Annotated in this window: 20 protein-coding genes and 1 riboswitch; of the genes, 19 read left to right on the forward strand and 1 reads right to left on the reverse strand. The window is 44.3% G+C overall.

Annotated elements, in window-relative coordinates; all coding sequences use genetic code 11:
• The 11 genes from BSG1_RS13365 to BSG1_RS13415 form a co-directional block, all read left to right on the forward strand.
• On the forward strand, positions 1-1,019 hold a 1,019-nt coding region (locus tag BSG1_RS13365; protein ID WP_006837610.1), incomplete at its 5' end, for a substrate-binding domain-containing protein.
• Between the two features lie 213 nt (positions 1,020-1,232).
• Complete coding sequence (locus BSG1_RS13370; protein ID WP_006837611.1) at positions 1,233-2,000, forward strand: ABC transporter ATP-binding protein; 768 nt, start codon at positions 1,233-1,235, stop codon at positions 1,998-2,000.
• The gene (locus tag BSG1_RS13375; protein ID WP_044022898.1) at positions 1,984-2,691 is read left to right on the forward strand and encodes an ABC transporter ATP-binding protein; all 708 of its coding nucleotides are present in this window, start codon (positions 1,984-1,986) and stop codon (positions 2,689-2,691) included. Before BSG1_RS13370 ends, BSG1_RS13375 begins: the two co-directional genes overlap by 17 nt.
• A gap of 11 nt (positions 2,692-2,702) precedes the next feature.
• Complete coding sequence (locus BSG1_RS13380; RefSeq protein ID WP_044022899.1) at positions 2,703-3,563, forward strand: branched-chain amino acid ABC transporter permease; 861 nt, start codon at positions 2,703-2,705, stop codon at positions 3,561-3,563.
• A gap of 7 nt (positions 3,564-3,570) precedes the next feature.
• Positions 3,571-4,578, forward strand: a complete 1,008-nt coding sequence (locus tag BSG1_RS13385; protein WP_006837614.1) for a branched-chain amino acid ABC transporter permease — start codon at positions 3,571-3,573, stop codon at positions 4,576-4,578.
• A gap of 14 nt (positions 4,579-4,592) precedes the next feature.
• Entirely contained in the window at positions 4,593-4,784 is a 192-nt protein-coding gene (locus tag BSG1_RS13390; protein ID WP_044022900.1) for a hypothetical protein, read from the forward strand.
• Entirely contained in the window at positions 4,781-5,785 is a 1,005-nt protein-coding gene (locus BSG1_RS13395; protein ID WP_006837616.1) for a 3-oxoacyl-ACP synthase, read from the forward strand. Before BSG1_RS13390 ends, BSG1_RS13395 begins: the two co-directional genes overlap by 4 nt.
• Before the next feature lie 15 nt (positions 5,786-5,800).
• Positions 5,801-6,697, forward strand: coding sequence for an intracellular short-chain-length polyhydroxyalkanoate depolymerase (gene phaZ / locus BSG1_RS13400; RefSeq protein ID WP_006837617.1), 897 nt, complete (start codon positions 5,801-5,803; stop codon positions 6,695-6,697).
• A 211-nt stretch (positions 6,698-6,908) separates the two neighbouring features.
• The gene (gene fabG, locus BSG1_RS13405; RefSeq protein ID WP_006837618.1) at positions 6,909-7,640 is read left to right on the forward strand and encodes a 3-oxoacyl-ACP reductase FabG; all 732 of its coding nucleotides are present in this window, start codon (positions 6,909-6,911) and stop codon (positions 7,638-7,640) included.
• 16 nt (positions 7,641-7,656) lie between these two features.
• Positions 7,657-9,153: a class I adenylate-forming enzyme family protein gene (locus BSG1_RS13410; protein WP_006837619.1), complete on the forward strand. Its 1,497-nt coding sequence runs from the start codon at positions 7,657-7,659 to the stop codon at positions 9,151-9,153.
• Between the two features lie 658 nt (positions 9,154-9,811).
• Positions 9,812-13,039, forward strand: coding sequence for a BTAD domain-containing putative transcriptional regulator (locus BSG1_RS13415; RefSeq protein WP_044022901.1), 3,228 nt, complete (start codon positions 9,812-9,814; stop codon positions 13,037-13,039).
• Between the two features lie 152 nt (positions 13,040-13,191).
• Here the strand turns inward: BSG1_RS13415 and BSG1_RS13420 are convergent, their stop codons facing one another.
• Positions 13,192-13,692 (reverse strand): hypothetical protein, encoded by a 501-nt coding sequence (locus BSG1_RS13420; RefSeq protein WP_006837622.1) that lies wholly within the window; start codon positions 13,690-13,692, stop codon positions 13,192-13,194.
• Between the two features lie 49 nt (positions 13,693-13,741).
• Here BSG1_RS13420 and BSG1_RS13425 point away from each other — a divergent pair, with 49 nt between their 5' ends.
• From BSG1_RS13425 to BSG1_RS13460, 8 genes are all read left to right on the forward strand, one after another.
• A complete protein-coding gene (locus tag BSG1_RS13425; RefSeq protein ID WP_232214236.1) occupies positions 13,742-14,383 on the forward strand; it encodes a vWA domain-containing protein in 642 nt (213 codons plus the stop codon).
• A 218-nt stretch (positions 14,384-14,601) separates the two neighbouring features.
• A complete protein-coding gene (locus tag BSG1_RS13430) occupies positions 14,602-16,842 on the forward strand; it encodes a bifunctional diguanylate cyclase/phosphodiesterase (protein WP_232214237.1) in 2,241 nt (746 codons plus the stop codon).
• 506 nt (positions 16,843-17,348) lie between these two features.
• Positions 17,349-19,034: a putative bifunctional diguanylate cyclase/phosphodiesterase gene (locus tag BSG1_RS13435; RefSeq protein ID WP_006837625.1), complete on the forward strand. Its 1,686-nt coding sequence runs from the start codon at positions 17,349-17,351 to the stop codon at positions 19,032-19,034.
• Positions 19,035-19,040: 6 nt separating this feature from the next.
• Positions 19,041-19,129, forward strand: a riboswitch (cyclic di-GMP riboswitch).
• Positions 19,130-19,327: 198 nt separating this feature from the next.
• A complete protein-coding gene (locus tag BSG1_RS13440) occupies positions 19,328-20,341 on the forward strand; it encodes a hypothetical protein (protein ID WP_006837626.1) in 1,014 nt (337 codons plus the stop codon).
• A gap of 106 nt (positions 20,342-20,447) precedes the next feature.
• Positions 20,448-21,641 carry a GGDEF domain-containing protein gene (locus BSG1_RS13445; protein WP_044022902.1) on the forward strand — a complete coding sequence of 398 codons (1,194 nt, stop codon included), beginning with the start codon at positions 20,448-20,450 and terminating at the stop codon, positions 21,639-21,641.
• Between the two features lie 113 nt (positions 21,642-21,754).
• Positions 21,755-23,476 carry a methyl-accepting chemotaxis protein gene (locus BSG1_RS13450; protein ID WP_006837628.1) on the forward strand — a complete coding sequence of 574 codons (1,722 nt, stop codon included), beginning with the start codon at positions 21,755-21,757 and terminating at the stop codon, positions 23,474-23,476.
• Positions 23,477-23,671: 195 nt separating this feature from the next.
• The gene (locus tag BSG1_RS13455) at positions 23,672-24,574 is read left to right on the forward strand and encodes a nuclease-related domain-containing protein (protein ID WP_006837629.1); all 903 of its coding nucleotides are present in this window, start codon (positions 23,672-23,674) and stop codon (positions 24,572-24,574) included.
• Between the two features lie 1,077 nt (positions 24,575-25,651).
• Positions 25,652-26,584 (forward strand): RsmD family RNA methyltransferase, encoded by a 933-nt coding sequence (locus BSG1_RS13460; RefSeq protein ID WP_006837632.1) that lies wholly within the window; start codon positions 25,652-25,654, stop codon positions 26,582-26,584.
• The last annotated feature ends 301 nt before the right edge of the window (positions 26,585-26,885 follow it).

Below are 26,885 nucleotides of genomic sequence, written 5' to 3' on the forward strand. Positions count from 1 at the left end.
TTGATTTTGCGACAGATGGCACTGGTGAAATAGCAGGAAAGAAAATCGAAATCATCTATGAAGATACAGAAACAGATCCAAAGGTTGCTAGACAGAAAGCCCTCAAGCTGCTGGAAGAAGATAAGGTTGACTTCCTTGTCGGATCTTCAAGCTCAGGTGATACATTGGCGGTAACCCCGCTTGCTGAAGAATACGAGAAAATCATGGTGGTCGAACCGGCGGTAGCCGACAGTATTACAGGCTCAGAGTTCAACGAATATATCTTCCGTACAGGACGAAATTCTTCCCAGGATGCCGTTGCGGGTGCTGCGGCGATTGCCAAAGAAGGAGTTAAAATCGTGACACTTGCTCCGGACAACTCTTTCGGCCGGGATGGCGTAGCGGCATTTACAACAGCTGCTAAAGATCTGGGCGCAGATATTGTTCATGAAGAATATGCCGATCCGGCTGCAACTGATTTCACAGCGAACATCCAAAAGATCATTAATTCCAAACCGGATTATCTGTTTGTTATCTGGGCGGGTGCCAACTCACCTTGGAATCAGATTGCGGATATGAAAGTTCAGGAGCAGGGAATCAAGATTTCCACAGGCGCCCCTGATATTGCAGCCCTTGCGACAATGAAACCGCTGGTTGGCATGGAAGGTTTCACAGTTTACTATCACGACCTTCCCGACAATGAAGTTAATGACTGGTTGGTGGAAGAGCACAAAAAACGTTTTGACGGAGCAGTCCCTGACTTGTTCACTCCGGGCGGAATGAGTGCCGCTATCTCAATTGTGGAAGCCCTGAAGAATACAGAAGGTGATACCGATTCAGCCAAGTTGATCGAGACAATGGAAGGAATGAGCTTTGAAACACCAAAAGGAACTATGACATTCAGACCTGAAGACCATCAGGCGATGCAGTCACTGTATGCCATCACCCTTGAAGAAAAAGATGGCTTTGACTACCCGGTACCGGTGCTGAAACGAGTATTGACCCCGGAAGAAACAGAGCCGCCGATTTTAAATCAATAACTTGATGTGAGGATACCCTTGTCAACTTGTTGGCGAGGGTATGTATTCTCGCTGGGAACTGATAGTTACGTGTGTTGTAAAAACAGGCGGGGTACATCAAAACGAGAAACCCAGAAAATGATGCCCCTCGCAAACATGGGAGGCAGCCCCCAAGCCTGAACCTTAAACCCGCAAATAAAGACCCTTCCACAAAAAAGAAACGAGGTGAACTCTGTGCAAGACATTCTCAGATCAGAAAATTTATCGATCGATTTTGGCGGCCACCGTGCTGTTAATGGGGTCACCATGTCCATACAGGAAAAGAAATTCACTTCGGTCATCGGGCCGAACGGAGCCGGAAAGACGACTTTATTCAATTTATTAAGCGGCCAGCTTTCTCCGACCGAAGGAAGAATTTTTTACAAAGGAAATGACATTACTTCCTTGACTCCGACGGACAGGGCCCGCCAAGGCATCGGCCGATCCTTCCAGATCACCAATGTTTTTCCGAACCTGACCGTGCTGGAAAATGTAAGGCTGGCTGTGCAGTCCCAGCAGAAGGTGAGATATCAGGTTTTCGCCCATTATAAACACTATAAATCAATGAAGGAAAAAGCATTAAATCTCCTCGAGATGGTTCTCCTCAAGGAGAAAGCGAACACGATTGCCAGCAGCCTCGCACATGGGGAAAAAAGAAAGCTGGAAATCGCGATGCTGCTTGCGCTGGAAACCGATGTCCTGCTCCTCGATGAGCCGACGGCGGGCATGTCGATCGAAGAAGTGCCGGCAATCCTGGAGGTTATCAAGAAAATCAAGAAGCAGGGAGACCAGACGATCGTCCTGATTGAACACAAAATGGATATGATCCTTGATTTATCGGATGAAGTCATGGTCTTGTTCCATGGGGAGCTGCTGGCACAAGGCAGTCCTGAAGAAATTATGGAGAATGAAACCGTTCAGTCTGCTTATCTGGGAGGGTTGTATGATGAACACCTTGCTTGAGCTCCAAAACGTGCAAACACATATTGACCAGTTTCATATTTTACATGATATCTCTTTTGAAGTGCCCAAAGGTGAGGTGACAGTCCTGCTTGGCCGAAACGGTGCCGGGAAAACGACGACACTGAGGACCATCATGGGTCTGAACCCTGCAACCGCAGGCAGCATCAAGTTCAAAGGAGAAGAAATAAAAAAATGGAAGCCGTATATGGTAGCCAAAAGCGGAATCGGCTATGTTCCTGAAGACCAAGGGGTATTTTCAGATTTGACAGTAGGGGAAAACCTGCGGGTGGCGATACAAAAGGAAGATGAGAAGTCTGCCAGGATGCTGGATTGGGTCCTTGAGTTGTTCCCCGATTTGAAAAAATTCTGGAATAAGCCCGGCGGCCAGCTCAGCGGCGGCCAGAAGCAGATGCTTGCGATAGCCCGTGCGTATGTCAATGACAATGAACTGCTGCTGATTGACGAACCGAGTAAGGGACTGGCGCCGATCATTGTAGAAAAAGTGATGGAAACCATTCAGCAGATGAAAGAAAAAACAACCATCGTGCTTGTGGAACAGAACTTTATCATGGCAAGCAAAATCGGTGACAGCTTTCATATCATCGATGACGGGCAGACCGTCCATAAAGGATTGATGAGTGAGCTGAAGCAGGATAAAGTCATGATGAAAAAATACCTTGGGATTGCATAGGAGGTGTGGATGTGGATTTACTTTTCAGCTTAACAATCAACGGGTTGGCCACAGGGATGCTCATCTTTTTGCTGGCGGCAGGCCTTACCCTTATTTTCGGTCTGATGGATGTTCTTAATTTTGCTCACGGCGGGTTGTTCGTCTGGGGGGCATTCAGCGGAGTCTGGGCCTATAACATGACGGAATCCTTCTGGTTCGGAATCATTGTCGCCATCATCACCGGTCTCCTTCTCGGGGCGGCGACCGAGTATTTGATCATCCGGCCGGTATACGGGAACCATACGCAGCAAATCTTGATCACTTTGGGATTGATGCTCGTTTTGTCCGAAATGATAAAAGTCGTGTTCGGTCCTGACCAGAAAGCCGCAAATCCTCCCCCGTTTTTAGAGGGAAGTTTTATGATCGGCGATGTCATCCTGATCAAATATCGATTATTCATTATCCTTGTCGGACTTATTGTGTTTGCTGTCACTTCATTTATTTTAAAAAGAACGAAAATCGGCCTGATTGTGCGGGCAGGCGTTATGAACAAAGAAATGGTGCAGACGCTGGGAATCAACATTCGCGTGGTCTTCATGCTTGTCTTCATGGTCGGTGCGGCAATGGCTGCCCTTGGCGGAATGCTGATGGCTCCGTATTCAGGTGTCATCTACGCGGAGATGGGATTGGAGTTCGGGATCCTCGCCTTCATCGTGGTGGTCATCGGAGGTATGGGAAGCTTCCTTGGTTCACTGCTTGCAGCCATTCTGGTCGGTCTTGCACAAGCTTACATGGCCTACTATGTTCCGGCTTTATCGCTGGCCGTCAATATGCTGCTGATGACCGTTGTCTTGATTTTCAGGCCGCAGGGACTATTTAAGGTAAAGGGGTGAAAAATCAATGCAAGCATTGCGCATGAACCACAGTACATGGATTTATCTCATAATCGCTTTCCTGCTCGCAGTTCTTCCCTTTATGGTAACCGGAAGAAGTCTTCTGTTTCTGATGATGCAGGTCTTTATCCTGGGAATTTTCGCGATGAGTTATGATTTGCTGCTCGGCTATACAGGGATTGTTTCATTCGGTCACACCATGTTCTTCGGAATCGGGGCCTATTCCACGGCAGTCATGTTCAATAAGCAGGAGCCCACGATGCTGACGCTGCTGCTTGGCATCTTGATTGCAGTAGTCGTGGCAGGGATCGTCAGCTTCATTGTCGGGGTTTTGACGCTTCGTTTGAAAAGCCATTTTTACGCAATGCTCACACTGGCACTGGCCGGGCTGTTCCTGGTTGCTGCTGAAAAGTGGCGAAGTGTTACAGGAGGAGCGGATGGGTTTACCTTTTCGGTTCCTGATGCTCTCAAGGACCGGACGACTCTTTACCTGACATGCCTCGCAGTCATGGTGCTCGTGTTCTTCGGCCTCAAGCGGTTTACTGAATCACCGCTTGGAAGGGTGCTCCTGGCGATCCGGGAGAATGAAGGAAGAACCGAATCACTTGGATATAAAGTGCTTCATTATAAAGTCATTGTCAGTGTTGTTTCCGGAGTCGTGGCAAGCATTTCCGGTGTGTTGTATATGCTGACTCTCCGATTCGTCGATACAAGTGTTTTTGCCACAGAGGTGACCTTGGATGCCCTGCTGATGACCATCATCGGAGGCGTTGGTACATTGATTGGACCAATCATTGGGGCTGCCCTCGTCGAATTCGCCCATCACTGGCTGTCCGGCTTATCCGATGTTCATTGGATTTTCGAAAGATGGATCATTCTTTTCGGAACTGTATATATACTGGCTGTTATCTTCTTTCCAAAAGGAATTGCCGGGACTCTCCAAGGTATATTTAAGAAAAAAAGCGGTAAGAGCCATGACAAGGCAGTGAGTTCAGACAAGAAAATTGCCGGTTAAAAGGGGGATGCCGATTGAACCAGCTCATTACATCATTTATCGTCCGCTGTCATGTGATGGACTCAGGCAAGCGTGACTATCGAATTAAACTGACTCATGTTCAAGGAGAAAACGAACTATCCTTTGATTCATTTGAAGAAGCGATGAAATATATGAAAGAGACAGTGGAAGGGCTCGAAAATCCGATAGAGGAGGAGCGGAGATGAAAGCCGGGATTAAAAGCTTGGGAGTATACATTCCGGAACGAAAAATGACCGCAGCCCAACTGGCGGAAAAAGCGGGTATGCCGGAGAATATCGTCATCGAAAAATTAGGGATCAAACAAAAGCCGCTGCCCGGTCCGGACGATCATACTTGTGAAATGGGAATCAAAGCGGCCCGGGATGCCATTGAAAAAGCAACGATTGATCCGGCTGAAATCGACCTGGTCATCTATATCGGAGAGGAGTACAAAGAATATCCATTATGGACGGCAGCCATCAAGCTGCAGGAGGAAGTCGGCGCCGTGAATGCTTTTGCTTTTGATATAGCCCTTCGCTGCGGAACTACGATAATGGCGGTCAAAATCGCCAGAGATATGATGACGGCTGATCCTGATATTAAAACTGTCCTCCTTGCAGGCGGCTATCGGAATGTGGATTTTATAGATTACGAGAATCCGAGAACAAGGTTTATGTATAACCTCGGGGCAGGGGGAGCGGCAATGCTTCTCGAAAGGGATAGTAAGCAAAACTTCATCCTCGGCAGCCATATCATCACGGACGGTTCATTTTCCGAAGATGTCGTCGTGCCTGTCGGCGGAACAAAATCACCGCTGACAGCAGAAAGCCTGGCAGCTGGACTTTACCAGTTGGATGTACCTGACCCGGAAGGCATGAAAGGACGCCTGGAGAAGAAGTCGATGGACAATTTCCTGAAGTGCATCAGGGAAGCCTTAAGGAAAAGCGGCTGTACTCAGGAGGATATTGATTACATTGCCATCCTGCATATGAAAAGGTCTGCGCACAACTATGTGCTGGATCAACTGGGGGTCCGGCATGAGAAATCTATTTATCTGGAAGACTACGGCCATATCGGCCAGATGGACCAGATCATCTCCCTGCAGCTGGCTGAAGAAAGAGGCTTGCTGAAGAAGGGGGATATCGTCGTGCTGGTCAGTGCCGGTATTGGATATGCATGGGGAGCAAACGTCATCCGCTGGGGATGAAAGGGAGGAGATAGAATGGCAGAAATTACGATGAAAAAAGTCACCATTAAGAACGGGGAAACGATCGGATACAGAGAACGGGAAGGCGGCAGCAAAGTTGTTGTGCTCGTCCATGGCAACATGACCTCCTCTGCGCATTGGGATCTGGTCCTTGAGAATATGGATGAAAAATATAAATTATACGCAATTGATTTGAGGGGGTTTGGAGAGTCTTCTTACCGCAGGCCGATCCAATCCATCAAAGATTTTTCAGATGACCTGAAAGAATTTGCAGACGAATTGGGTTTGTCTGACTTCGCACTGATCGGCTGGTCACTCGGAGGAGCGGTCTGCCAGCAGTTCTGCATCGACCATCCGGGTTACTGCAGCAGGCTCCTGCTGGTCGCTTCTGCCTCAACCCGCGGCTATCCGTTTTACGGGAGCAATGAACAGGGTCTTCCAGATCCAGACAACAGGCTGCGAACGATTGATGAAGTAAAGCAGGATATCGGCAAAACAATCCCTGTGCAGGGAGCATATGACCAGAAAAATCATGCATTATTGAGGGCAATTTGGGATGCCCTTATCTACACGGATAAAAAGCCGGAGCCCGACCGATATGAAAAATACTTAGAGGATATGTGTACCCAGCGAAACCTGGCAGAAGTCTATCAAGCTTTGAATCTATTCAATATCAGCAATCATGATAACGGTTTGACGAAAGGCCGGGGAGAAGTCAGCAAGATTACGATACCGGTTCTTATCCTTAGCGGTGAGCGGGATTTGGTCGTCACTGAGCGGATGACGAATGAATTACTCGAGGATTACGAGGGCAGGGTAGAGTTCGTTGAGTTAAAAGATTGCGGGCATTCGCCTCTGATTGATGATCTGGGCGGACTCCTGGAACATATGGAAGGTTTTTTAGAACGCTGAATTCGTAAAGATTGTTGCTATCGGAAAAATCCAAAGGGCCGGATTTTCCCCTCGGGTACAGGGGCTTATCTAACTGAACAGGGGGAATAGCTCTTTTCTTTCTTGTTTACCAAGGTGATTCGTATGAAATATGGCTATATCTCTTTAACTTTATACTAAATAGCAACAAAGTTTTAGAAAAGAGCCTTTTAGAAAGAGAGGGACAGAAAGTATGAGCAGACTGCAGGATAAAGTGGCGATCATTACAGGGGCTGCGAATGGAATCGGCCTTGAAGCCGCGAGAGTTTTTATGAAGGAAGGCGCTAAGGTTGTGATTGCAGATTTTAATGAAGCAGCAGGAAAGGAAGCCGTGGAAGCAAACCCCGGAGTTGTTTTTATTAGGGTCGATGTTTCTGACAGGGAAAGTGTCCACAGACTGGTGGAAAATGTCGCCGAGCGATTCGGTAAGATCGATATCCTCATTAATAACGCCGGAATTACAAGAGATTCGATGCTGTCAAAAATGACGGTGGACCAGTTTCAGCAGGTCATCAATGTGAATTTGACAGGTGTGTTCCACTGCACCCAGGCTGTCTTGCCATATATGGCAGAGCAGGGCAAAGGAAAAATCATCAACACCTCTTCGGTGACAGGCACTTACGGAAATGTCGGACAGACGAATTACGCGGCTGCCAAGGCCGGAGTGATCGGGATGACCAAAACGTGGGCGAAAGAACTTGCCAGGAAAGGAATCAATGTTAATGCCGTGGCACCGGGCTTTACCGAAACCGCCATGGTAGCCGAAGTTCCGGAAAAAGTCATCGAGAAAATGAAAGCTCAGGTTCCGATGGGGCGCCTCGGGAAACCGGAAGATATCGCGAATGCCTACCTGTTCCTGGCGAGCCATGAATCGGATTATGTCAATGGCCATGTGCTGCACGTTGATGGAGGAATCATGATGTAGAAGAGGAGAGATTGGAGTGAGCTACGAAATCGATTGGGTGAAGAGCAGAGCCGGGTTATTTCCGGCAAAATGCGCAGTCATAGATTCCGTTACAAAGGATTCCTGGACATACAGCGAACTGAACGAACGTGCGTCCCGGCTGGCGGGCCTGTTTCTGGAACAGGGAGTGAAAAAAGGTGACCGAATCGCTTTATTCGCTGAAAACCATGTAAGCTATTTTGATTTTATGTTTGCTTGTTTAAAAATCGGGGCGATATTCGTGCCGCTGAACTGGAGGCTTTCCACTGATGAACTCCAGTTTGTTGTAAGGGATGCAGCCCCGGCCATCATGGGGGTTCAGACAAGTTTTATCCAGCAGGCAAGTGAGCTGCAGGAGGATTTTTATTTAATTGAGATTGATTCTAATCACTATTTGGAAGGAATTGCGACCTCTAAAATCACTGCGAAGCTTGATTTGGAGGAGTCCGACCCACTCGCGATGATTTATACGGGAGGGACGACGGGGCATCCCAAAGGTGCTGTTCTGTCTCATCGGTCAATCATGTGGAATGCCGTCAATACGATCGTAAGCTGGAATCTTACCGACAGGGATACCACGCTGACCAGCATCCCGATGTTCCATACCGGCGGATTGAATGCTTTATCCATTCCGATCCTGGTCGCAGGCGGCACGGTGGTCCTGTCCCCGGGGTTTCATCCGGACCAGGCAGTGAAAGACCTAATCGATTATAAATGCTCCATCGTTTTGTTCGTACCGACCATGTACCACATGCTGACCGGAACGAAAGCTTTCAAAAAAGCGAAATTCCCTGATATGAAAGTATTCCTGTCTGGAGGAGCGCCCTGTCCCTTAGGCATCTATGAAGCTTTCAACAGTAAAGGACTCGCCTTCAAAGAAGGATATGGACTGACCGAAGCGGGACCTAACAATTTTTATATCGATCCAAAGGAAGCTGTCGTGCGTCAAGGTTCAGTCGGAAAACCAATGCTTTTCAATGAAGTGAAGGTCGTGAACGAACAAGGCCTGGAAGCAGGAGCCGATGAAGTCGGGGAGCTTTACCTGCGCGGCAGCCACCTGTTTGAATACTATTGGAAAAAAGATGACGAAACCAGGGAGGCTTGGCAGGGCGGCTGGTTCCGTACCGGCGACCTCGCGAAAAAAGATGAGGACGGCTACTACTATATCGTCGGCCGGAAAAAAGATATGATCATCACCGGCGGGGAAAATGTCTATCCGTCAGAAATCGAATACTGGATTGAATCTCATGACACGGTTGATGAAGTGGCGGTCATCGGCATCCCGGATGAAAAATGGGGTGAAAAAGTTGTAGCGTTTGTAACGGCTAAAGGGAGCACCGGCTTAAGCCCCGAAGAACTCCAGGAATACTGCAAGAGAAAGTTAACAAAATACAAGATACCGAAATGCTTTTATATTGTTGATCAGCTGCCGAAAACCCATGTCGGTAAAATCAACAAGAACGAGCTCCGAAATCGACTGGATAAGGTAACGTAATGAAAGCATCCCGCCACTGAAGAATGTGTGCGGATGCTTTTTGTTTTAGGTTGGTTTTGAGGGGGGGGATTTGACTGAAGATGCGAGGGAGTGCAAATCAAAGAGAAGTGGCCGGAAAACGCTGGAATATGTGAAAAAGGAGTAATCGCTGATAAACTCCAGGAATCGACGATAAAAGTAAAAAATCGCTGACAAATCAAGAAGACCACCGATAACACCGGCCCCCCCCCCCCGAAATTAATCTACAGATGAAGTAAGCGCGGCTTGAGGATACTATTGATGTTCGTTCTTTTAAAAAGGAATCCAGCAGATTATATAGAATTAATAATGAAAAAGAAAAAATTTGTACAGGCCCAGATGATAATGGCATATATTGTACAGTGGGGTTGAGCGCAGCAGACCCAGATGTCCTTTGGAAATGTTGATGAACATCCTGGAATACCTCTGCTTTAGATAGTCCTTTTGCATGGAATTTGTTGAAAGCTCTTTTCGTAAGTATTGTTGCTATTTGGATGAAGCAGTATTTCCGCTCAAGGTGCACGACTCCAAGCAACCTTGTGTAAACAAATTTTAATGTTAAATAGCCATGAATCATAAATGTCTTTTTTATCAAACGATCACCAAATTCATTATTCTTTATAAGGAAGGAGGTAAATCAATGGGAGCCATACCGGTCATACAAAGTCAATTAATGCCCCCGCCTGTGAAGGATAGCTTCATGCGGCGTGCGAGCCTTCATAAAAAACTCGCCTCCATCCCCAAATATCCACTGACACTTCTGCATGCAAGGGCAGGTTACGGAAAAAGTACGGCTCTTATCCTGTTCGCCCATGATATCCACAATGATGCCTGCTGGTATTCTGTCTCGCCGAACGATGATGATATCATCCCGTTTTTGACAAAGCTTGTTCATGCCATAAAGGCAAAAATTCCTGCCTTCGGGTCGCCTGTTTTGGCAGAGTTGGACATGCTCCATCAGCATATCAGCGATGAACAAATGTGGTCCCTTATTTCCATGTTCGTGAATGAAATGGTCGGGCTGAAAGATGAGGTTGTGGTCATTCTGGATGACTATCATCATGTCCAGAAATCCATGGTAATTGAAAAGTGGATGAAACACTTCCTTGAATACATCCCCTCAAACCTGCATTTAGTCATCTCGAGCCGCACCAAGCCCTCCTGGGGAATATTGACTTCTTTAAAAGTAAAAGCCGAACTGCTTGAAATCAAGCAGGAGGATCTTATGTTGAGCATGGATGAAATTGAGCACTTGCTTGAGGACATTTATGAAATCACCATCACCCAACAGGATTTGCAGAGAATTCATCAGCTGACAGAAGGCTGGGCCATCGCTGTCCATATGCTTGTCGGTAATATGCGCAATAGTGATATGCCGGGCGGTTTTCTTGATAACCGTTCAGAAACACTGCAGGACCTGTTTGACTTCCTAGCGTTGGAAGTCCTGTCCAAACAGCCTTTTGCCATACAGGAATTTCTGTTGAAAACAAGCATACTGGATGAACTCGCATCGGATGTTTGTGATGCGGTGCTTGGTACGGGAGACGCCCAATCCGTTTTACAGAAGCTGTCCCGGCAGAATGTATTCATTCAGGAAATCGATGGAATGAAATACCGGTATCATGCGCTGTTCAAGGAATTTTTGCAAAACAGGCTGAGGCGGACACGGCAAGAGGATTACATTAACCTGAATCGAAAAGCGGCTCAATTTTTTGAAGAAGAAAATATTGAAAACGCGCTTCATCATTATCTGCAGGTTGGCGAATACAGTTACGGTGCCAGGGTCATCAGCCTTCATGGGAGGGAGCTTCTCCAGAAAGGAAAACTGCAAACTTTGCTGGATTATCTGAAACCTATTCCGGAAGAGTTGAAGTACGAGTTTCCAACGCTATGGTTTTATCAGGGGGAAATCAGCCGGCTCCGTTCTTCCTATGATTGGGCTGAATCTTGTTACCGGAAAGCCATCACGAGCGGGGAAGAGGCAGGCGATCATTACTTGGTGAGTATTGCACTTGAAGGTATCGCCAGGATTTATCTCGATACCATCCAGCCGGATAAGGCCGAGCGGGTGCTGCAGAGGGCCATCGCTCTGAGGGAAAACTCGAATGAAAGCAGGGAAGAAATGGCCAAGCTGTACCATCTCCTTTCGGAAAATCTGCTTAATTCCGGGCAGGCCGTGAAGGCGAAAAAATGGTATGAGAGGGCCGAATCTCTGAATCTGCCGCTGGAAGAGGGGAATTTAAAGGCGCGCATCTATTTGCGCACCGGAAGGCTCAATAAGGCAAGGGATCTTCTTTTAAAAAGAAAGAACAGCAGTATGGATTCCAGCAATGTTCATATCTCTCAATCTCATCGAGAAACCGATATCCTGTTGTCGATCATCGAGGCTTTCAGGGGCAACCCGGAGGAAAGTAAAAAATATGCCGAGCAGGGGCTGAAGTTGGGGATGGACATCCAATCCCCCTTCGTGGAAGCCTGCGGCTGGATGAGAATGGGACATGCGGTTCAACTGATTGAACGCTACGAGTCATTTTTGGCAGAGAAGTGCTATAAAACGTCCCTTGAAATTATGGATAATATCGATGTTCCGCGGGGTAAGGCCGAGCCGTACATGGGGCTCTGCATCTTGCTGGGGAAACAGGGACAATATGAAAAAGCGATAGAAGCGGGGCAGAAAGGGTTATATGAAACAGAGCGGGTGAAGGATGTCTGGTTGTCCAGCCTGATTCAGCTTTGTATGGGGATTGCCGCCATCTATTGTGGAAAATATGAAGCCGCCTATGATGTGCTGGTGGAAGTAAGAAATCAGTTTGAGGGCTGCGGAGACCGGTACGGCATGATGCTGACCTCCTTTTGGAAGGCATATATTGCATATGAGACGGAGCAGGAAGAAAATTTTTGCGATGAGATGAGGCAGTTCCTGAACGAATTGCAAATCGGGGAATATCACTACTTCCTGACGAGAAGGACAACATTTGGTCCTATGGATATCCAGAACTTTGTCCCTTTATTGGTAAAAGCGCAAAAGCACCATATTCACAGCTCGTATATATCGGAATTGGATCTGGCCACGAGGGATAACCACCCGGGATACACCTTGAAAGTAAAGACATTGGGTAAATTCAGGATTCAGCTGGGAAACCGGTTTGTGAATGAGAGCGACTGGCAGCGTGGAAAAGCAAAAGAGCTTTTTGAGTTTTTTATTACGAATAAAAATAAATTGATTGACCGAGAAGAAATATTTCGGGAAATTTGGCCTGATCAAGATGAGGATTCGGCGAACCGCAGTTTCAAAGTTTCGCTGAATTCGCTTTTAAAGACGATCGAGCCGCATCGCAAAGCGCGTGAAGAATCTTATTTTATCAAGAGGACCGGCGTTTCCTATGGCATCAATCCAGACGCTGTGTATCAGTTGGATACCATTTTGTTTGAGGAGTGGGTTACCGAAGGCTTGACCGAGAAAGACCCCGTCCTGGCAAAAGAGCTGCTGGAGAGGGGATTGAAGCTGTATGAAGGAGATTACCTGCCCGATCACCGGTTTGCCGATTGGTGCCTGACGGAAAGGGAGCGGCTTCAGGTTATTTTCCTGCGGGCGGCTGAAATGCTTGCACAAGTATCCGTCAGACTTTCGGATTTCGAAACTGGCATCCATTGGTGTGAACGGATCCTGATGGAAGAGGATACGTGGGAAGAAGCGTACCGGCTGCTGATGTACTGTTACTATCAGAAAAATAACCGGCCGCAGGCAATCAAGTGGTACAACAAATGCAAAAAAGTGCTGAATGCCGATCTGGGAGTGGAGCCGCTGGAACCGACAAGGGAAATGTACAAAATGATTACCGAAGCCGCCGACCTCGATACCTGGTGACAGGCACCGCACGAGGATTGTCGGTATATGTCGAAGTAACGATGAAAGCTTTAACACCGTAACGCACTGAGGAGGACCTCAGTGCGTTAATTCTTTATCACGCTAAAAGGGACAGTCCCTCTTAGTGCTCTAACGTACTAAAGCACACTCCGTCACCCAGTCAAAGGCTTCAACTTGAGGGAATCCAGTGCCTGGTTCACCAAGTCAACATCATAGATTTTTCTCTCTATACAAAATCTGATCACAAGGTCGCAAGTATCACTGCAGGAAAGGGAATAGCCGGCTGAGGTCAAAAGTTCATCTGTTTCTTCCATATTAAGCTGAAGAGCCAGTGACAAAGCAAGCGCGGTGTTTCTGCCGACATGGTAATCAGGCTTCGATCTTATTTTAGAAAAATGTTTGCGGTCGATCCCCGCTCTTTTGTAAACCTCGGGATCTGTCAGACCTTTTTCATCAATTAATCTGAACAATTCCTCCCTGAAAGAAGGTTGTTCATTGTCGCTGATGAAATCCTCCAATTCACTATATTTCGCATGATCAAGCAGGTCGCTATCCGTATGAAAAGGGGCTTCAAAGACATCGAACAATCGGGTTTCTTCCTGGTGAATTTGTATATATTCCTTCAGTTCTGTAAGGAGTTTTTGATCAATCATGGAAATCATCCTCCGTAAACGTAAATGTCGCTTATCAGGCGACCAAATTATGGATGTTGTCAGGTATGATTATACCATCAACCAGTTGAAGGAGATGGGCAAATTGAATAAAAACCTGACTGAAGTGGTATTTTTGCTTGATCGAAGCGGGTCTATGGCAGGACTTGAACGAGATACAATCGGCGGTTTTAACGGATTCGTCAAAAGACAATCTGAAGCGGAAGGGAAAACACGTGTCACGACCGTTTTGTTTGATGATCGGTATGAGGTCCTGTCGCAAGGGGCAGCAGCTGAGGAAGTGAAGCTGACGGAAAAGGAGTATTATGTCAGAGGCTGTACAGCATTGCTCGATGCGGTAGGAAAGTCGATTGTGGAGGTAGGACATAGACTTGCAGGCACTCCTGAAGACCAACGGCCGGGAAGAGTCATCTTTGCCATTACGACGGACGGGTTGGAAAATGCGAGCTGTGAGTTTTCCTATGAAAAAATAAAAGAAATGATTAAGCATCAGCAGGAAAAATACCGCTGGGAATTCATTTTCATGGGGGCAAATATTGATGTGGCTCAAGAAGCAGATAACCTGGGGATCAGTGCTGAAAATGCGTATAATTTCGAAGCCACGGAAGAAGGAGTAGAATTGATGTATGCCAAAATGTGTGAGGCAGTAACGGAAATCAGGGATTTATCATGATACTTTAACGCATTAACGCACGAAGAGGGACTGTCCCTCTTCGTGCGTTAATGCGTTAAAGGGCTTTAATAAGAAAATACTTGTTTGACGCTCTTTAGAAAGTTAGACTAATTATAATAGTCTAACTTGTTAATTGTTTATTGTATGTTGTCGATACTATATACTAGTAAGCAAAACGGTTTTTAGTTGAAACTTTTATAAGTGGGAGCTCAAACATTGTGGGTTATAAAACGAACACTTCATTTATGAATATTGTCTTTATTGTTGTTTTTATACAGATCGTGCAGTTGATCCTTGGTTTATATTTTCCAGTGGAGAACTTCTTTAACCTGTTTATACAGATTGCCTTGACCATTACAACGCTCTCTTTAGTTTATTTCATGCTAAAGGGCATCTTTAAGACAACGAAAGAATTGAGTGAGAGCAACCAGAAGTTAAATCATATCTTTGAATCTGTGGATGTTGCGATATGGTCTCATGATTTGAAGTCTAATAATCTGTTGATCACTCAGGGAATCGAAAAGCTATATGGAAGAGAAATGGAGGATTTCTATAAAGACTTCTATTTATGGAAAAAGGTCATTCTTCCCGAGGACTTGCAGAGTCTTGAAGGCAGACAGGAAGTTCTTCAGAATGGAGAAACCTGTACAAGTACATACAGGATTACCAAGCCAGACGGAAATGTACGCTGGATTCAGGACAGGGGGATTCCGACTCTCGATGAAAAAGGAAATCTCATCTATTTTTCCAGTGTATTATTCGATATTACCGACAGGAAAGAGAGTGAAGACCAATATCGAAGCCTGGTTGAAATGTCTCCTGACATCATCGCGGTGATCAGGGATGGGAAGTTTGTCTATATGAATGCAGCAGGCAGCAGGGTGCTGGGAGCCAAAGATCCAGACTCGTTGATTGGAGAAGACATCCTCAAGGTGGCAAGTGAAAAAGATGTGGGCATGATCAGAAAATCCATCTCTGAATACAGTGAGCGGGTAAGAGCGGGGAACCTTATCTTTGAGATCAAAGCCACACGTTTTGATGGTGTTGAGATTGATGCTGAAGTATCTGCGATGCCTATCCTGTACGGCAGTAAGCCTGCGATTCAAATCGTCGGAAGGGACATTACCGAGCGGAAGAAAACGGAGGAAACCATCCGGGAAATGGCTTATTATGATACGTTGACTTCCCTTCCGAATCGAAATATGTTTAAGCTGCGCCTGAATAAATTGCTCGAAAGTTCACCTTCTACATCATTGGCCATTCTCTTTCTTGACCTGGATCGTTTTAAGGTCATCAATGATACGAAGGGGCACTCTACAGGTGACCGCTTACTTGTAAAAGTAGCAGACCGCCTGACTGATGTATTGAATAAAGAAGGCGAGGTATTCAGGCAGGGCGGGGATGAGTTCATCCTTCTTCTCGACAATAGTGATAAAGAAAAGGCTGCCTCCCTATCCGTGAGAATTCTGCAAAGCTTTACAAAGCCAATAGATATATCCGGACAGGACTTCTTTGTGACACCAAGCATCGGAATAAGCATGTATCCGGATGATGGGATGGATCAGGAAACATTGATCAAACATGCGGATACAGCGATGTACCTGGCTAAAGACCGCGGGAAAAATAATTTCCAGTTCTACAACCGCAACTTGAATAGGAATACCACGAGAAAGATGGATTTGGAAAATGAACTCAGGAAAGCGCTTGAACTTCAGCAGCTGGTCCTGTTTTATCAGCCAAAAGTCAACTTGGAAACAGGCGAGGTGCTGGGAGTGGAAGCTCTGATCCGTTGGGAACATCCTACCCTTGGAATGGTTTCTCCAGCGGAATTCATTCCGCTTGCCGAGGAGACGGGATTGATTGTTCCGATTGGTAAGTGGGTCCTTTGGGAAGCTTGCAGGCAGAGCAAAGAATGGAAGAAAAGCGGAATTGGCTGCATTTCCGTTGCAGTCAATATATCAGTGAGACAGCTGCAGGATGACGATTTTGTCCAGCACGTTCAACAAGCCATGAAAGATACGGGTCTGGAGCCAAGCTTGCTTGAGTTAGAGATCACTGAGAGTATCATGCAGGATTTCGAGAAATCTTCAAGAATACTGAACAAGCTGAAAAATTTAGGTGTAACCATAAGTATTGATGATTTCGGGACAGGGTACTCATCATTGACCAACCTGAGATTCCTCCCGATCGACCATATCAAAATCGATAAATCATTTGTGGATGATATTATTGATCACTCTAAACATTCTAAGAACGGATCCATCGTGAAGACGATCATTGACTTGGGTCATAACATGAACTTCAACATTATTGCTGAAGGGGTGGAAGAGGAAGAGCAGGTTGACTTCCTCTTACAAAATTCATGCAGTATCGGCCAAGGATATTTTTACAGCCGGCCATTGCCGCCTGAACAGCTGGAAGCCTATATCCGTGAAAGTCAAAGTGCCTCAACTAAATAGCTTTATAAAATGCTCTTTTCTTAAACTTTGTTGCTATTTAATATGAATTTCGAAGAATATAGACATCATTCGCACAAAATGTCCCGGTAAGGCATGAAGAAAAGAGCTACTCTCCCTGTTCAGAGAGAAAAATCCGGCACTAGGGATTTTTCCGAAAACAACAATCTATACAGAAATAACCTTATAAAAATAACACCCTCGCTGACTGCAGGGTGTTATTTCTTTTGACGACATTTTATGATCTTCATCGTCAAATACAGTCATCCATTTTGCAATCAGGATGATGTTAAAGACGGATTATCCTTTAAAATTAGAAAACACACCAGATTTTGTAAAACAAAGTCGAAAACTTTTTGTTGTAATAGTTTGAAAATTAAATTAAGCTAATAATAGTAACAAAGTCCTATTATGAGTTTTAACTCAGCGAGTACTGGTTAAATATATATAGTTAATTATACCCGCAAATAGATGCTGATTGATGCCATTGGAAAGAAGGGAGGGAAGTTATGCAAAGCATGGTTAATACAGAGAACCTTTCGATCACCCCCGCCAAGATGAATCTCACCAATGTTATAACTTCACCTAAAAATATTCATAAAATATTTACTTTCTCATTAAAGACATTTGAACTCATTACATATCCGGAACAAGAGAATTATTTTTCAGGCCGCACGTTCCTTGGCCTGCTTGGGAAAAACGACAAAGACCAATTTCGTTATGCTGTACAACAACTAATAGATGGAGAACTGAATATCTCATCGTTTTATGCTGAAATCAAGATGAGTGAGAGTTCGAAAGTTTATGCGAAAATCCAGCTGCAGTTAATTCAGCATAATAACCAAACATGCTGCATAGCATTAGTGAATGATAGATACTCCGAGAGTACCAGTGAAGAGGGTTCCTGTCTTGAAGGTTTAATGGACACACAATGTCAGAAGGTCTTCTATAAAAGACTTCAGGATTCGATTAACCTCTCTGTTAAAACCGGAACCTTGGTAAGTGTGCTACTTCTTGATCTGGATCGATTTAAAAATATCAATCATTCACTGGGCAGAAGGTATGGGGATGAAATATTAAATCTGATTCCTAAACGGCTGCAAGCGCATATAAGGCAAAACGATGGTTTAATCCGGCTGGAAGGAGATCAATTTCTTTTCGTATTTAAAAGCCTCCGTTCCTCGGCGGACATCGATCAAATTGCGGACAGGCTCCTGGAGTCTTTCAGCGAACCGTTTCAAGTGGAAGGGTTTGAACTATTCATAACCCCGAGTATCGGTGTAAGTACGAATAACGGTGAAAATTGTGATGCAGAATCACTCATCATGGATGCGGAAAAGGCGATGTACAAAGCGAAGGAATCCGGAGGAAATTGCTATAAGTACTATCATGAAACTATGAATTCCAGTGTTCTCGAAAGGCTGGTGCTTGAGAATCACCTAAGGAAGGCCATAGAGTTTGAAGAATTCGTTCTGTATTATCAACCATTGGTAGATACAAAGACTAACGAAATCAACTCGCTGGAAGCGTTGATCCGCTGGGATCACCCTACGAGAGGTATCCTGTCGCCTGCCGAATTCATTCCATTTGCAGAAGAAATCGGTTTGATCGGGCAGATTGGAGAATGGGTCATCAAGGAGGCATGTAGGCAATTAAGGAAATGGCATGACCTCGGATTTACTTCCTTATCCATGTCTGTCAATCTCTCTGCACAGCAGTTCAAAGATGACCGACTTCAAGAGAAGTTAATGAATATCTTAAATGAAAATAGACTGAGTCCGGAATTCATCAATCTTGAAATAACTGAAACCAGTGCCATGGAATACTCGAACAAATTTAAAAATGTATTTAACAATTTTAAACACACCAAACTGAAAATCCATCTGGATGATTTTGGGGTGGGATACTCTTCCTTAAGCTACTTAAAACAGTGGACGATTGACACTTTGAAGATCGACCGCTCTTTTATCAAAGAGCTGGTCCTGGACTCAGATAACAGGGAGATCGTTACAGCCATTATTAATCTTGCCCATGCACTAGGCATAAAAGTCATTGCTGAAGGCGTAGAGAATAAAAGCCAGCTGGAAATACTTGATTCCCTCGGCTGCGACACATTACAAGGTTACTACATCAGCGTGCCCCTCCCAAAGGAAGAGATGAGCAGCTATTTAGTACAGTATCAGCAAGCAAACTGAATAAGAGCGACGAAAAGGTAAACTTATCGAAAGGTGAGGGCACAAAGCCGCGGGTCTAAGGTGACAGTAGTCACTATGACAGCCGGGTTGCCGAATAGCATGTAAAGCGCTATTCCACCCGGGTATAGCGTTTTTTATTTTGATAGTCTCAGGCAACATGATATATAGCACATCAATTCTATTATCAGGAGGTGAAAGGGTATGGAAGGCAGCACAACATTTGTGAGAAGTGCAATCAAGATAAAATATAATCCCAAAAATAAAAAAACAAATTGACTTGGAGGAGGAACTAAATGATGAAATTCAAAAAAATGATTACGGCTGCAGCTGCAGCTCTCGTTATCGCACCAGTTTTCGCTTTTACACCCCCTGCTTCTGCCAACACTGACAGCCACACGGAGGCTCATCACCACAGCCTGCAAAGAGACAAATCTTTACCAGACATCAGCACTTCTCTATCTGTAAGAACGGGGAATGGTACCATTGAAGCTGGTGACAGAGGGATTACTAGCTCGCATGTTGATCATACGGAGGCTTTCATTAATAGAGTGGCATTACCGGCTATCAAAAAGAACTTTGCCCAGCTTGCACATAGTGTACCGCAGGTGAATAATCCAAGTTATAAAGTAATATTGTTCTCCCATAAGAATACTTACCGAAATGCCTTGGTCAATGCAGGTGTTCCAACATCTGATATCAATAATTTAGTGGAAAATACAGGCGGCATTACGGATGGGACAAAAATTTGGATTCCACTCTATGCATTCAATAATAGAGCTGAATATGCTCATTACTTGGCCCATGAAATCACTCATACGGTTCTTCATCAAGCAGGTCTTGAAGCAAAATTGCCAGTTTGGCTTCAGGAAGGAATTTCGGTTTATAACGGCTTTACTGCACACGCGGAATTAGATCCGGAAGGTGCGAGGGAGTTGGTTGTCAAACTCAAGGAGAGCTTAAGAGCGCATAAGCTTTCCGGTGGAGTGTTCTCCTTACAGGCAGGTCAGGAAGAATTACTGAATGCTGAGTATAATGTTGAGGCGCTTTATTCCATGGCTGTTAATAAATTGATTAAGCACCGGGGTGTAGAAGGAATCAACAAACTGCTGATTAACTTGCAAAGCCATGGAATTGTAACAAGCTTCCAATCTGCATACGGCCATTCCATTTATGACTTTGAATCATCCTTTTTAAACCGAGTGAATGGTTCAAAAGATTACCTGGAGCAAGACTTAGTAAACTACTATGATGATACGCAGGAAGTGGATTTGATTATTTTTAATCCGGGTTGGAGAGTAAGCTGGTAAATAATTTGGCGAACATACATATTCATGACATGAAAGGTCATGAATATGTATGTTTCCCTTCTTTTACAGGATGAAAAATACTTCCTTGGGAAGGATGTAAGAACTTATGAAAATAGATAACCAAAGATTATTAAGCCTTTATTTATACATATGTCTAGGTTTATTCTTCGTACTGACATATTCTTCATACCATACTCCGAGTTACATGGAGCTGCTGTCTATCATCCTACTGGCAGTTATTGCTGCAGTGTTTGAGCTGCGTCCTATTTCTCTACCAAATGGAGAGGAACTGTCTTTCGTGTCCCCCCTACTTTTTATCCCCGGTGTTTTATACGGATTTTTTACGGTATCCAGCATTCTGATGCTTTTTTGTGTAATATTAGTAGCCTCGAAGCCAGCAGCATTGAAACCGATCCTATTTAATGGTGTACAATATGCATTGGCTACTTATGTAGGCATTTGGATTTATCAGCTGACTGGTGGAGAAATTGGTTCTATAGACTTGAACAATGTTTTATCATATGGATCTTATATCTTTGCCTATCCTCTTGTTAATTTAGTGCTTGTAAATATCTTTATATATATTAGGAATCGCACTCTTATTTCGGTAGATGTTAAGTCGACTCTTATATATGTTAACCTAATGGCCTTCGCAATCTTAATCACAAAAGTGGTCGAGCTTGAGGGAATCATGGGAATCGTCCTGTTTACCGTTGTATTATGGGGGCTTACTTCCTCCTACCGCACGTACTACAAAATGTACAATGATTTTAAACAACTGTCGATTAAAGACGGGCTTACCAACTTATACAATCACCGCTTTTTTCAGCAGAAGCTTGATGAATTGCTGAAGTCTGATGAGAAAGTAAGTCTGTTTCTCCTGGATCTGGATTATTTCAAGATCTACAATGATAAGTTCGGTCATCCTCAGGGAGATACGCTCCTGAGGGAAGTGTCTGACCTGCTGGTGGAATGTACACCGGAAGATGCCTTTGTATGCCGCTATGGCGGGGAGGAATTTGCCGTAATCCTGCCTGAAATGGATATAAAAGATGCAAAAGAATTAGGAGAAAAAGTAAGAACTTCGATTTATACCAAAGAATTCTTTGGGTCTGAAGATATGCCATTCAAACATATCACGGTTTCGCTGGGCATCTCCTCCAATCATACGGAGCCTGTGCCTAAAGGAAAACTTATCAAGGCAGCCGATCTTGCTCTCTATGAAGCTAAAAAAACGCGGAATAAAGTAGTTATGTCGTCGATGCAAAGCAGCCAGGATGAAATGGTGATCGGACAGTAATCTAGGGGAGAAATTTGTCGAATCATTCCCTCTGTTGTTCTTTAGCTGGTTAAAGTATTATAAAATAGTAAAAATTTCATTATAATACAAAAAATACAAACTAGAGGTGGACCATGCTTAGGAGCATTAAGGGGAAAATCATTGTGGTTTTTTCTTTGCTGATCATCGTTTCTGGTATATTAATAGGTTTTACCAGTTACCAATCAAGCAAAGCGTTAGTAGAAGGCACGATTAATAAGCAGTATATCGGCATTGTTGAAGGGGCACTAAGCGGCTTCGATTTAAAAAGATATGAAGAAATCTCAGCAAGTTCAGGGGAGACCCCTTATTATCATGAATTGCGGGAGCAGTTAAACGAGATCAGGGAGAGCAATAATTTTACATATTTATATACCATGGCCCGGGTCGAAACGGATGGAGGACATGAGTATCAGTATATGGTAGATGGTATGCCCCAGGGTGCCGAGGAGGCTTCCGGTTTGGGAGATGTAGAAGAGGCCGTTGAGGAATTTCCCGGCATGGTAAAAGCGTTTGAAACAGGAACCAGACAGTCGGAGATGAGTGTAACAGAAGAATACGGAGCACTCGCAACCGTTTATGTTCCTATCAAATCAACAGAAGGCCAGGTGATAGGAATATTGGGTGCCGACATTGATGTCACGGATGTTTATTCATCCCTGAAAAAGATGCAAACAACCTTCATCACGATCATCCTTGTCATTTTATCGGTCAGCGTCATCATTGTTTATTTCTTCGGGTCCACCATCACTAAACCCTTGAAACAGTTATCCCAAAACGTCCAGGCGGTTGGCGGCGGAGATCTGACAACAGAGTTCACTTCCAAACGTAAAGATGAAATTGGCCAATTGACGAAGGCCTTTAATCAAATGCTTTCCAACCTGAAGATGATGATAAGAAACATGGAAGAGAATGCAGCAGAACTTGAAGAGACAAAGAATACATTATCTTTTCGTGCAAATGAAACCAAACTGGCCAGCGAGGAAATAGCGGCGACGATGGAACTCATTTCAGCAGATTCAACTCTTCAATATAACCGGTTGGAGAACAGTGTTCACGTGGTGAAGGAAATGTCTCAGGGACTTCACTACATTGCCCAGGCTTCAGTTACAGCAGCAGAATTATCCGAAAGCACATTGTCAGAGGTGGCAGACGGAAACGGCAAGCTGTTGCAGGTGACATCCCAAATGGATACGATTCATCATTCTGTTACCCGTTCGGCAGAATCATTGAATGCCCTTAAAATTCATGCAAATGAAATCTCATCGATCGTAACGATTATCCGGAATATTGCCGCTCAAACCAATCTTCTTGCATTGAATGCTGCAATTGAAGCAGCAAGGGCCGGCGACGCAGGCAAAGGATTTGCCGTTGTTGCTGCTGAAGTAAGGAAGTTAGCGGAACAATCTGAAGCATCCACAGAAAGTATCCAGGAACTTATTGACCGGATGAATAGTGACACAATCAACACAGTCGATACAATGGATGTCGTAAAGTCAAATGTCGATGAAGGTCTGCTCCTGGTAAAAGAAACGGAACAAGTGTTTAAGTCCATCGTCTCGGCAATGGAAGGAGTTACTTCCCAAATTCAAGAAGTCACCTCCACCTCGGAAGAACTTTACTCTGCAACAGAAGAAATCAACCATGCAGCAAGTGAAAACTCAAAAATAGCTGAAACTGCAGCTGCAAGCACGCGGGACACGGTCGATATCACCAACAACCAAAAAGAACAAGTGACAGAAATCGCCGCAAACATTGAAGGTTTAGCACGTATGTCCGAGCAACTGAAAGAGTTAACGAGCAGGTTTAAAATGTAAGGTAAATAACGTTAAAGGACAACACTCCCGGCTGGTGTTGTCTTTTTGTATGGGAAATGAACTAACTCGCATTTGTATAACATTATACTTTGTCATTCAGGTTCTCCTAATCATATTTTCAATTTCATTTAAAAGGTAGACTACCTGGCAGTTATTGTATAAAATTTACATATACCATTATAGGAGTGATGCTGATTGATCATAAAAGAACGCGATGTACCCCGGGAGCTGCAAATATTAAGGGCCCTGAGACCGAGAATGAAATTTAATGAGAATGAGGAAAGTTATTACCAGTACAAAGAAAAAGGCTACGAAGGAGAAATGAAGTTTGATGAGTGGGCAGAGCCGCTTAAGAACATGATTTTTCTAAATGATGCCAACCTCAATGTAAACAACAACCATTTTCAAACCGATTCCCTTGGAATCTCCTCTGCAATCCTTCACATCTTTGAAGTCAAAAACTTTGAAGGTGACTATACTATCAAAGAAGACAAATGGTACTCCCCTAAAGGAAACGTAATCAAAAATCCCCTGCTTCAACTTGAAAAAACCGAAACCCTCATAAACCAGCTTGTTAAGAATATGGGCTGGCGAATCACCGTAGAACCCCACCTAATATTTGTTAATCCCGAATTTCATCTTTATAATGTTCCCTCCAATTTACCAATTGTATATCCAGCTCAACTTGGCCGCTTCCGTGAAAAAATGCTGCAGCGATGCGGCTCTACACCGACACGCTCGGAAATACAACTTGCAGAAAGATTGTTAGCTCTATTAATTGAGGAACTGCCTTATGCAAGTTTGCCGGAATATAACTATGACGGGCTTCGCAAAGGGATTGTCTGCCCGGGATGTGGGATGTTTTATGGTGCTTTTCATAAAATGTTCTATTGTAAATATTGTGGAGGTAAGGAGAGTTGTTCTGATGCTGTTTTGAGAAGTGTTGAGGAGTTTAAGGTACTTTTCCCTGATGTTAAGGTGGCGACAGGAAGGGTTCTTGATTGGTGTAACATTGTTAGAGATGAAAGAACTATAAGGAGGATACTTCAAGAACACTTTGAGGTGAGAGGTATTACAAAGTCTTCCTTTTATTCTTAGTTTGTTTAGGTGGTAAAAGTCGCTATATTTGTAGTGGCTTTATTGTGTTATAAGAAAAAGATGTATGAAAAAAGAGCGGATTCCAGCATCAAAAGGTGTGGACGGTGAAAATGATGTATGAAAAGAGGGTGGATTCCAGCATCAAAAGGCGTGGACGGTGAAAATGATGTATGAAAAGAAGGATGATCCAGCATCAAAAGGTGTGAACGGTGAAAATGATGTATGAAAAAAGAGCGGATTCCAGCATCAAAAGGTGTGGACGGTGAAAATAATGTATGAAAAAAGGGTGGATTCCAACATCAAAAGGTATGGACGGTGAAAATGATGTATGAAAAGAGGGATGATTCCAGCATCAAAAGGTATGGACGGTGAAAATGATGTATGAAAAGAGGGATGATCCCAGCATCAAAAGGAATGGACGGTGAAAATGATGTATGAAAAGAAGGAAGATTCCAGCATCAAAAGGTGTGGACGGTGAAAATGATGTATGAAAAGAGGGATGATTCTAGCATCAAAAGGTATGGACGGTGAAAATGATGTATGAAAAGAGGGATGATTCCAGCATCAAAAGGTATGGACGGTGAAAATGATGTATGAAAAAAGGGTGGATTCCAGCATCAAAAGGTGTGGATGGTGAAAATGATGTATGAAAAGAGGGATGATTCCAACATCAAAAGGTGTGGATGGTGAAAATGATGTATGAAAAGAGGGATGATTCCAGCATCAAAAGGTGTGGACGGTGAAAATGATGTATGGAAAGAGGGATGATTCCAGCATCAAAAGGTGTGGATGGTGAAAATGATGTATGAAAAAAGTGTGGATTCCAGCATCAAAAGGTAAAAAAAGAAAATGATGTCCCTTGCTCACTCAGTGGAGTACACCTAAAACAGAAAAAGCCCCAACAATGCCCCGCGCCCAACAAGCGCGGGGCATTATTACATACGCATATTCACCAAAAAGAAGCATCAAATAAACAGATAGGGTAAAATGTTAACGAACATCAAATCATTTTACCCCTTTAAAGCACTAAGAGGGACTGTCCCTCTTAGTGCTTTAAAGTAATAAAGGAGTTAATCCATGAACTATATATATAATTATGCCTGGGACGAGAATGAGAGGCATCTTTGTGCAATGGAGATGCGGGCACTTTTTGGGAAAGATTCGGAGTCGAATATTCTCGAAAGTACGCTCGAAATTGACCCAAGCCGCAGCCCGTTTATAAGGGAGCGCATCGCGGTTCTATGCGAGGGACACACCTTCGAGGAACTGACTGAAAACGTTAGAACCTTGCCTCCTCCAGATTCTACTTTCAAAGTCATCTATGTAAAGGATCCTATTTTTATAGACTCTCATGAAATCAGTTTTGAAGAACGGAGGATGGCTGAACGCAAAGTCGGTATGTGTCTCGGAGGCAAGGCCGATCTTCAGGACCCTGACATCCTGTTTGGGATAAAACTGGTGAACGGCCGCTGGGTTTTCGGTGAATATGTTAAAAACGAAGCTGTTTGGTTGAAGCACCAACAGAAGCCGCACAATTATTCAACTGCGCTGAGTACCCGTCTTGCCAGGGCCGTAGTGAATATTGCGGCCCCAGACCCTGATGGGAAAAAGGTCATCGATCCCTGCTGTGGAATTGGCACAGTCCTGATTGAGGCCTTATCTATGGGAATGGATATCGTCGGCAGTGACATCAATCCTCTTGTAATCCCCGGAGTGAAAGGGAATATGAAACATTTCCGCCTTCAAGGAGAAGTAGCGCTTAGGGATATTAAGGATATAGAAGGTAAATATGACGCTGCCATCATCGACCTCCCTTATAATTTGTGCTCGGTCATCACCGATCAGGAGCAGCTTGATATGCTGGAAAGCGCCCGACATTTCACGGACCAGCTGGTGATCGTCACCATTGAAAAAATCGATAGGGTTATTGAACAGGCTGGCTTTACAATCAAAGATCGCTGTGTGGTAACAAAAGGGAACTTTAAGCGGGAAATAATTTTATGCGAATAAAGGGCATCTGCCGGCTGGCGGATGCTTAATTTATGTAGAAAAGCAAGTCGGCTAAAATCGGGGGTAAACCGTCAGGAATCGCTGATAATTTAAAAAAACAGATGCCAACACATACATGTAACCCCGAAAACACCGCCCTGAAAAAAGACTAATAGAAAGAGCCCCCTTTCCAAAATAAAAACAATTCCTTCGCCACTCGAATTTAAGTATAATCAGAATGTACATAAACCTACTAAAATATTGAAATTGAGGTGTCCATCTATGATCAAGCGTTTCTTCAGCTATTACCGCCCTCATAAAA

Source organism: Bacillus sp. SG-1, assembly GCF_000181495.1.
GTDB lineage: Bacteria > Bacillota > Bacilli > Bacillales > Bacillaceae_B > Rossellomorea.

Bases quoted from the DNA above. Each gene is read 5' to 3' on its own strand.
- BSG1_RS13375 (WP_044022898.1), top strand. From the start codon at position 1,984: ATGAACACCTTGCTTGAGCTCCAAAACGTGCAAACACATATTGACCAG.
- BSG1_RS13385 (WP_006837614.1), top strand. From the start codon at position 3,571: ATGCAAGCATTGCGCATGAACCACAGTACATGGATTTATCTCATAATC.
- BSG1_RS13415 (WP_044022901.1), top strand. From the start codon at position 9,812: ATGGGAGCCATACCGGTCATACAAAGTCAATTAATGCCCCCGCCTGTG.
- BSG1_RS13435 (WP_006837625.1), top strand. From the start codon at position 17,349: ATGCAAAGCATGGTTAATACAGAGAACCTTTCGATCACCCCCGCCAAG.
- fabG (WP_006837618.1), top strand. From the start codon at position 6,909: ATGAGCAGACTGCAGGATAAAGTGGCGATCATTACAGGGGCTGCGAAT.
- phaZ (WP_006837617.1), top strand. From the start codon at position 5,801: ATGGCAGAAATTACGATGAAAAAAGTCACCATTAAGAACGGGGAAACG.
- BSG1_RS13440 (WP_006837626.1), top strand. From the start codon at position 19,328: ATGATGAAATTCAAAAAAATGATTACGGCTGCAGCTGCAGCTCTCGTT.
- BSG1_RS13425 (WP_232214236.1), top strand. From the start codon at position 13,742: ATGGATGTTGTCAGGTATGATTATACCATCAACCAGTTGAAGGAGATG.
- BSG1_RS13450 (WP_006837628.1), top strand. From the start codon at position 21,755: ATGCTTAGGAGCATTAAGGGGAAAATCATTGTGGTTTTTTCTTTGCTG.
- BSG1_RS13445 (WP_044022902.1), top strand. From the start codon at position 20,448: ATGAAAATAGATAACCAAAGATTATTAAGCCTTTATTTATACATATGT.
- BSG1_RS13395 (WP_006837616.1), top strand. From the start codon at position 4,781: ATGAAAGCCGGGATTAAAAGCTTGGGAGTATACATTCCGGAACGAAAA.
- BSG1_RS13460 (WP_006837632.1), top strand. From the start codon at position 25,652: ATGAACTATATATATAATTATGCCTGGGACGAGAATGAGAGGCATCTT.
- BSG1_RS13420 (WP_006837622.1), bottom strand. From the start codon at position 13,692: ATGATTGATCAAAAACTCCTTACAGAACTGAAGGAATATATACAAATT.